Origin of the sequence: Pontibacter silvestris (genome assembly GCF_020907275.1) — a bacterium.
GTDB classification, from domain to species: Bacteria; Bacteroidota; Bacteroidia; order Cytophagales; family Hymenobacteraceae; genus Pontibacter; species Pontibacter silvestris.
The window spans coordinates 21,905-30,480 of sequence record NZ_JAJJWI010000038.1; the positions used below are offsets into that span (position 1 = coordinate 21,905).

Annotated in this window: 4 protein-coding genes; 1 reads left to right on the top strand and 3 read right to left on the bottom strand. The window is 41.5% G+C overall.

Annotated features, from left to right (window positions below):
- Positions 1–96: 96 nt before the first annotated feature.
- From LN995_RS20295 to LN995_RS20305, 3 genes are all read right to left on the bottom strand, one after another.
- Positions 97–1,623 (bottom strand): calcineurin-like phosphoesterase C-terminal domain-containing protein, encoded by a 1,527-nt coding sequence (locus LN995_RS20295; RefSeq protein WP_229962922.1) that lies wholly within the window; start codon positions 1,621–1,623, stop codon positions 97–99.
- A gap of 95 nt (positions 1,624–1,718) precedes the next feature.
- Positions 1,719–3,161 carry a SusD/RagB family nutrient-binding outer membrane lipoprotein gene (locus LN995_RS20300; protein WP_229962923.1) on the bottom strand — a complete coding sequence of 481 codons (1,443 nt, stop codon included), beginning with the start codon at positions 3,159–3,161 and terminating at the stop codon, positions 1,719–1,721.
- 93 nt (positions 3,162–3,254) lie between these two features.
- Positions 3,255–6,452, bottom strand: coding sequence for a SusC/RagA family TonB-linked outer membrane protein (locus LN995_RS20305; protein WP_229962924.1), 3,198 nt, complete (start codon positions 6,450–6,452; stop codon positions 3,255–3,257).
- Between the two features lie 1,512 nt (positions 6,453–7,964).
- Between LN995_RS20305 and LN995_RS20310 the strand changes: the two genes are divergently transcribed.
- Entirely contained in the window at positions 7,965–8,300 is a 336-nt protein-coding gene (locus LN995_RS20310; protein ID WP_229962925.1) for an NINE protein, read from the top strand.
- The last annotated feature ends 276 nt before the right edge of the window (positions 8,301–8,576 follow it).

An 8,576-nucleotide genomic window follows, 5' to 3' on the forward strand; every position in this document is an offset into this window, starting at 1 on the left:
ATATTTTTATATAATGTACAAGGCTGCACAGGATTAAACAACAAAAAAGGCGAGAGCAAAGCCCTCGCCTCTGAGAAAAGTAGTAACATAATTATTTTAAGAATGACTCAATTTTAAGTCTTCAAGGCTTACTTCCTCTTTATACACATTCTTAAAACGATCTGTAGCTTGTACCATAACACGCTGTGCGGAGGCAGATGGCCTGGCAAAGAACATATGATCTGTAAGAGAAGGCTCTACCCATTTATGCTTGGCAGGCTTGGCTGCTCCTAAATGTAGCTCCACTGAAAGTGGGTCAAATGCTGTCTCGCGTTGCATAGCACCCATGCTTTTGCCGTCTTCAAACCATTCCACTTTCCACTCAGGGTCCCAGTTCCACACGTTCACACTCAGATGCTCTGGCTTTTCCTTTACAGCACCTACCGGGTAAATACGCAACTGGTGGGCTTTGTCTTTCCCTACTGATTTGTAGTACCATTGTATATCGCTGCCGTTAACTTCGTATACACCATAGCCACTTGGTGAGCCATCCTGGCAGATAGGGCCTGTCCACCAGGCGCCGCACACAGCGCCATGTGTGTGTTCAATAATATTGTCTCCTTCAAATACCTTTTCATTTACGTGCGTGTGCCCCGACATAATATGTGCCTTGTATGGCTCCAGGATGCGGTATAGTTCACGACGATTGGCTACCACACCACCCATAGGCTCATCTTTCAGGTTGTTACGGCGCTTATCGCCGGAGTTAGTAGGAATGTGTAAATTAACAACCACAGTAGTGCCTGCTTTTACCTGGGCAAGGTCCTGCTCGAGCCATGCCAGTTGGCGTTCTGTAATATAGCCTATATATTTTTTTGCAGTACCAACGAAGAATACATCGTCCAGCACGACATAATGTATTTCGCCGCGATTAAAAGAATAGTAGCTAGGGCCAAATAATTTTTTGAAAGTTTCTGATGAAAAATCATCAGTACGGGCATTCAGGTCCATATCATGATTACCTATTACCTGAAAATAAGGAATACCTGTAGTGGCAACACCTTCTTTATAATCATCAAACAATTCAAAGTGATCCCACACTAAATCTCCGCAGCCAATCCCATGAAATAAGGTGTCTTTGCCATAGCTATCAAGCAGTTGCTTTGTGTCAGGGGCAGATTTTGTTTTAAACTCTTCTGCATCAGCTTTAGATATCATCTGGGGATCTGCCCATACTATAAAGTTGTGTTTGCTGTCATCCTGGTTTAGCTTCTGTAGCTCAAAGTCAGCTTTAAAACGGCCTCGCGCCGGCTCTATTCTTTTATAGAATCTGGCAATGCCTTTCTCATTTGCAAACTCATGTCCACGTGGAACAGATATATAAACAAAGTCAGCTGTGGCATTGCTTTCCAGTTCATAATTACCTTTCGCATCAGTAAGTGTAACATTAATACCGTCTGTTACGGCAACACCTGGAATGCCTTTACCTTGTGCCTGCACCTTTCCGCTAAGGCTAACTATGGAAAGGTCTTTGCCTTTAGCAGGTACTTTAGGAGCCGCCTGTAGTGTATTAACATCAAGCGTTAAACCTGCAAGGCCAGCCAAGCCCAACGATTTAAGGAAAGTTCTTCTTTTCTGTGACATAGTAGTAGAGGTTGAAAGATATTACTTAGTTAAATAAGCAGAGCAAGGCCTGAGAAGAACTTGCTCTGCTTTATGAAAATGTATTTACATGAGGCTTATTTTTCCCACCAGACTTTCGTGTTGATGTCGTCTCCTCCCATAGTTTCTACTGCTTGTTTGTAGTTGGCACCATTGAAAATTTGCACATCAGAAGGATATCTGAATCGGACAGGCACCATCTTGTTGTTTAACATCGCCTCTGTTTTAGGTAAAACAGGCAAGCCAGTGCGACGATACTCAAACCACTGTTGATAATCGTTAAAGTACAGGGCATAATACTTTTGTAGCATGATACGCTCAAAAGTGCCATCATAAGCAGCAGCAGGGTTTTCAAAGTAATCAGCTGGTACCTCAGCTCCCCATTGTTCAATGGCTGCTTTCACACCGTTTTCGTAATGCACTTTGGCATCAGAGCTTATAATGCCTTTCTGGGCAAGTTCTGCTTTAATGAACTCTACTTCGGCATAACTCATTATTACAGAAATCATAGGTGCAATAACAAGATTAACATTCATGGTAGATGGTACGAAGTCGAACTGTGAGTCATTACCGGCATAACCGCTAGGTATACCTTTATATCCTATTGAAGTTGTGTCGTTAAGTGGTGTGGCCTGTGTCACAAACATTTTACGGCGAGGGTCATTAAATTTATTCAGGTTATCCACGAAGAACTCGGCTGCTGCACGACCTGTTCTGAAGTCTTGGTAACGGCCCCATGGAGATATAAGAGGCGGAACACCTGATATTTTAAGAATAGCAGCCTCTTCATTTTTCGTGAACACAGGGTATTGTTCAGGATTATTGATGATATCTGCCATTTTAGCAAAGGAATTCATCTCCTCTCGTTTTGATACTCTTAACAGTAGCCTTAAATGTAAGGAGTTACAGAAGCGCTGCCAATTTGAGACATTATTCCCATAAAGTATGTCAGTACCATATACCATGTCCTTAGAAGGATCAAACAAATTGCTGGCAGTTTCAAGGTCGTATAAAATTTTGGTATAGACCTCTTGTTGCGTATTAAAAGCCGGAGTAAAAATTCCTTCATCGCCGCGTGCTGCCTCCACCATTGGTACGTCTCCAAAACTGTCTGTAAGCAAAGAGTACGTCCAGGCATTTAGTGTGAGCGCGATTGCCTGATAGTTAGGATCCTCTGCCTCAACAGCTGCTGCCTCCATTTCTTTGATGTTTGTTAACCAGCGATAATAGGTATTCCAGGTAGAGCTACCGGCATTTTCACCTATATCGTAGCGGTGCTCACCACCAGATGGACTTGGAAAAGGAAGTGCCACCTGCATAATCTCGAATGTATAGGCATTACTTCTGGAAGTATTGAAGCTAGCCATTTCGTAGATAATTGGGTTTAACAAAGTACCGGGACTGATCCTTTCTATTCTGTTAGGGTCAATATTGATTTCTTCAAAATCGTCGGTACAAGAAACAACACTGATGCAGCTAAGTGCCACGAGCAAAACAAAAATCTTCTTTATAGTTATCATGTTTTTTTCTTCTTTGGGAGAACTGCCAGTCGTAATCTGATCTACGCTTCTGGCAGCACTGAAATTTAGGGTATTGTGCCTGAGGAGGCCTTTCTAGAATTTCAATGTTACATTTACACCGTATGTTCTTGTGGAAGGCATTTGACCAATTTCAACACCTGGCATAATGGTATCGCCATTAAGTGCTGCTGTTTCAGGGTCAAACATTGGAAAGTTGGTAAGCATAGCCAGGTCACGTCCGTACAACGCAATACTTGCTCCGTTCAAGGCCTTGGTTCTGGCAAGTAGTGACGTTGGAAGATTGTATTCCAGGCGAACTTCTCTAAGCTTCAGGTAAGAAGCATCGAAAGAATTAGACTCTACATTAGCTCGGCGGTAGTACCTCTTATAATATTCAAGAGGGCTTACTTTGGTCGTGTTAGGAGAGAAAGTACCGTCACCGTTGTCTACCACTCCCTCGCCAATAATATATCCTTCTTCACGGCCTCGCAGTGTATGCTCCAGCTTGCCTTGCTCTGTCATTTTGTGGTGGGTCTGAGAATATATAATGCCTCCGTATGAGCCATCTAATAAGAAGCTGAACCTAAAGCTTTTATAAGAGAATTCATTTAAGAAACCTCCTTTCCAGTCAGCGTAGGCATTACCAATATACTGAGTTTCTTTAGGATAAGCAGGTAAACCACTATCATCGTAAACAATTTGTCCGTCAGGGCTTCTTACAAATCCATAGCCGTAAATATCGCCTGTAGTACCGCCAACTTTGGCAATAATAGTTGCCTGGCCCCCAGAATAAAGAGGTTGTTCGTCATTCACCATGCCATCTGTAAGCTCTAAGACTTTGTTGTCGTTTTTGGACCAGGTTACTGCTGACTTCCACTTGAAGAAAGAGTTATCGATAGGTTTGGCATTTAATACCAGTTCTATACCTTGATTTCGAACCTTACCTCCATTCACAACAGCTCTAGAATAACCTGTTGTTTTATCAAGCGGCACTTCCAGAATCTGATTACGCGTAAAGCTTCTGTAGAGGGTTACATCCATTCCAATGCGGCCATTGAACAGCATGTATTCTAAACCGGCTTCATAACTAGTCGTAATCTCAGGTTTGAAGTCAACGTTGTGTAGTAATGTAGGCACAGAACCTGAGCCGGCAAATTCGCTTGGCCCATAGTACTTTCTGGTCTTGTATGGATCGGTATCATTACCAACTTGTGCTGCTGATAATCTTAACTTAGCAAAAGATACCTGTGTCGGCAAGGTTAACAGGTCTGTCAGGATAAAGCTTGAGCTAATGGAGGGATAAAAGAAAGAGTTGTTTTGTACAGGCAATGTACTGGACCAGTCGTTACGGCCTGTAATGTCTATAAATACTTTGTCTTCATAAGAAAAAGAGGCCAAACCATATAAACTATTCACTTTTTTATTAAAGTGGCGAGTCTGCATCCACGGAGTGCTGATGCCGTTGGAGAGTTTATATACTCCCGGTATCACTAGTCCATCCACCACGCCATCAGTTCCTCTGTACTTGCGATTCATGATGTTGCCACCAACAGAAGCTCTTACATCTATTTTACTTCCGATCTTGTCACGATAAGTAAGTAAGGCGTCTGTGTTTGTTTCATAGTCAAAAATGCTCTGTTCCTTATAGTACCCGTATGTAAAGTTTGCTGTGTTAAAAGGGCGGCGCATTTCCCGGTCTTCGCTACTCAAGTCAATACCTGAGCGCACCATCAAATCAAATTTTGGTGAGAACTCATAAGTAGCGGATATATTGCCGACAGTGGAATAGTTGTTCAGCGCATTTGTCATCTCATAAGCAATCACATAAGGATTATCAATGTACGAACTGAAGGGGTGTATCTGAGCAATTTGCTCTTGTCCTGATTTCCACCTTGGTTCATACCAGGCTAAATCCACATTTGGGTTCTGGAAGATCATGAAATAGGATATAGATTGGTTGCTGTAGCCAGTTCCAGGAAGGTTATCGCTTTTCTTGTTGGTGAAGTTTATTTTAGAGTTAAACCTAAGCTTATCTGAAGCCTTATAGTTCAGGCTTAAAGCAGCTGTAAGGCGTTCATAGCCTGTGTTAGGCATAATCCACTCATTCTTAGAGTGCGTAATAGAAGCACGGGCGGAGCCTTTTTCGTTACCTCCTTCAATGGATATATTATTGGTGATGGTGTGGCCTGTTCTAAAGAAGCCTTTTACGTTATCTTTATAAGGTCTCCACAGTTGTCTCTCTGCTGACTGACCTTCCAGGGTAGGATCATACTGATAATAGTATTGACCATCGAACTTAGGACCAAATGCGCTACTAGTACTTCCTGTGTTGTTACCATCCTCTGAAGCATGGTAAGAATAGTAAGGTTCTCCGGCTTTATTTAAGTTTTCTGTACCTTGGCCATATTCGTACTGGAAATCAGGCCACTTTAGTACATCATTAAAGCTGATGTTGGTATTTACAGTTACGCCTATGCCTTTATTTTTTCGAGCACCTGATTTTGTCGTGATGATCAAGGCTCCATTGGCTGCACGGCTTCCGTATAGCGCGGCGGCACTTGGGCCTTTCAGTACGGTAATGCTTTCAATGTCATCCGGGTTAATGTCTGCAATGCCATTCCCAAAGTCTATCGGTATATCATTACCTGAACCAGCTCCATAAGCACTTCCTGCCCCTGAGCCTGTTATATCGCTGCTCATTGGTACACCGTCTAAAACGATCAGGGCGTTGTTTTTATTAGGATCTAATGAGTTATCGCCACGGAGGGAAATTCTTGTAGAGTTTACAGGGCCAGATCCAGGGGAAATAAGGTTAAGGCCTGCCACCTTACCCGATAAGGCCTGAACAAAATTGTTAGAGCGGGCATTATTTAAGTTCTCTCCAGAAACAGTTTGTGTTGCATAACCTAGTGCTTTCTGTTCTCGCTCAATACCTAAGGCCGTCACTACTACCTCGTTTAATTGTTTTGTGTTTGGCTCTAAGCTTATGTTTATGATGGACTGTGAACCAACAGGCACCTCTTTTTGAAGGAAGCCAATAAAGCTTACGACTAGTACATCAGAGCTATTATTTATGCGTAGAGAATAGTTTCCATCAACATCGGTAATTGTACCGTTAGTAGTTCCCTTTATAGAAACACTTGCTCCTGGAAGTGGGGCACCCTGATCATCACTTATTTTCCCTTTTACTGTTTGTGATTGGGCGAAGGCACTTAAGCAACACAGGAGCATGATGGCAAGGAGTGCTGTAAAATGCTTGTTTAAGTTAAGAGTAAAAGTTTTTAGCATCATAACATTGCTGGGTTAGATTATACTGCAAAGCTATGGCGGTAGAGTTAAGAGAATGTTATGTGAAGGATATGGAAGTGTTAAGGTTTTAATATTATGCTTGCAAGTATTTAGAAATCAGCAGTATATATTAGTGGTAACTTAAGCCTGCAAAAATTAGAGACAGGAGAAAGGATGAAGCCGCTACTTATAAAGTAAGACACCCGTTGATCTTAAAGAAAGCAAAAAGCCCCTCTATTTAATATAGAAGGGCTTTTTTGTGGCCGTGCCAGGGCTTCCTTGTTGTACATTTTCTGAATCCTTCAATTGTAACTTTTTGTGTTCCTTCCATACTGGATCATGATTTTGGGTTTATCTTTTAGAATGAACTTGCAATACTATTTTGAATGGAACAGACTTATATTCTCATGTTTAGTATTGTTTTGTGTTGTCTTGTGTGATTTAGTACGGTTTACTATGATATAGTATTATTTTGTATGTTTTTCTTTCTTTTTCACACTAAATCATGTTAAACCATACTATTTAAGTCTATTCAATACTATTTCATGTTAAATAACACTATATAAGACATGTATTTCAGAGCATATATTCATATTTTTTGCTTGTAAAAGCCTTTTTTAGTAGTAGTGAAGTCTACTGACCGTAGTTAAGCAAGTAATCCTTTTGTATATACAAAAATCTACTTGCCCTGGCTTCTGAAGTCGCAAGGGGATTTGCCTCCCTTCGGTCAGGGCAAATTGAAAGGCTCCGTTCCGTCGGGAATATGAAAAAAAGAGGAGAGAGGGACTGATAAAGGCCAGATACACGAAAAAGGAAGCGATAGCGAGATGAGTCCATCTTCAGCTTTGTGCTGAGGCTGGCTTTCCGGAAGAACGGTGAAGGCTTGAGTGATCTTGAAAGCTATACCGATGCATTGGGGGTACTCTACCGGAGACTGGAAAGCTAGTGTATTTTCAATCCAAACGACAGGGAGACACTGGAGCAGTACTTTAGGTTGATGATTGTGGCAAGAAGAACCCTTGTCTACTGAAGATCTGCATATCCTGACAAAGAAATGATGGCTACTTCGGATGGAACTGGGTCAATGCGAAATAAACCGTGGTATCCGTTCTAATCAATGATAAGTTGTACTTCACATGCTTGTGCTTTAACCATAGAGAATGGAAAGTTACTATTGCGTTTGCCATACACGCTTCTACTTCTGGATAGGCTCTCTTCCTGAATTTGCTCTATTCCACAAGTAGCCTCCTTGGCAACTTCAGGCACGTCTGACAATTTACTTAAATAATCACCAAACCGGAGGTGTTATTATTCAAGTAATAATATATTTACACTTTAATATATATTCTATAAAAACAGACTTGAGAAATGGAAGGTTCTTACGGTCTCCAAACGATCGAGACGCTGCGCGTCCGCTTTTCCAAGTACCAAGTAAACATAGCGCACAAGGACCTGGCTAAGGAGCAGGCAAAGTAATTCTTTTATACAGCAACATCTACAAACAAATTTCACATAATGAAAAACAAAACTACAGCAGCTCTTTTAGCTTTTTTTCTAGGGGGCTTCGGTGCCCACTTCTTTTATCTGGGCAAAGCCGGCCGGGGGGTGTTGTGTATCCTGTTCTTCTGGACCTTGATACCTGCAATCATAGCTTTTATTGATTTTATTCGTTTCCTGACTATGTCTGACTATGACTTTAACGTAAAGTACAACAACGGGCTTGGCAACATCACTCCCGCTACCGTAAACATCTCAGAAGAATTACAAAAGCTCAATGAACTGAAACTGAACGGCATCTTAACCGAGGAGGAATTTGCGAAGAGAAAGGAGAAGATGTTACAGAGTTATTAATTCTATCACTCACCGAGCTTAGCTGTAGAGTTTTCGGGCAGCTATATATTTTTAATCCATTAGCTAAGCTCTTAGCTGTTACAGTCACCTTTAAGCTGTGGAAACATAGTAAGCTATAGGAAGAGCTTTACTTTTCCACGGCTTTTTCACTATTCTTAAAGCGCATGCCTTTAGAGCTTGATTTTATTGTCTGACTCTAACCTGTGAAGGCTTTTCAATAGATTACAACCTTTCTCATAAGCTCTTTTATAATAAGTAGAAGCAGTAAGCCATAGC

Coding starts and splice junctions, on each gene's coding strand:
- LN995_RS20295 (WP_229962922.1), bottom strand. CDS start 1,623: ATGTCACAGAAAAGAAGAACTTTCCTTAAATCGTTGGGCTTGGCTGGC.
- LN995_RS20305 (WP_229962924.1), bottom strand. CDS start 6,452: ATGATGCTAAAAACTTTTACTCTTAACTTAAACAAGCATTTTACAGCA.
- LN995_RS20310 (WP_229962925.1), top strand. CDS start 7,965: ATGAAAAACAAAACTACAGCAGCTCTTTTAGCTTTTTTTCTAGGGGGC.
- LN995_RS20300 (WP_229962923.1), bottom strand. CDS start 3,161: ATGATAACTATAAAGAAGATTTTTGTTTTGCTCGTGGCACTTAGCTGC.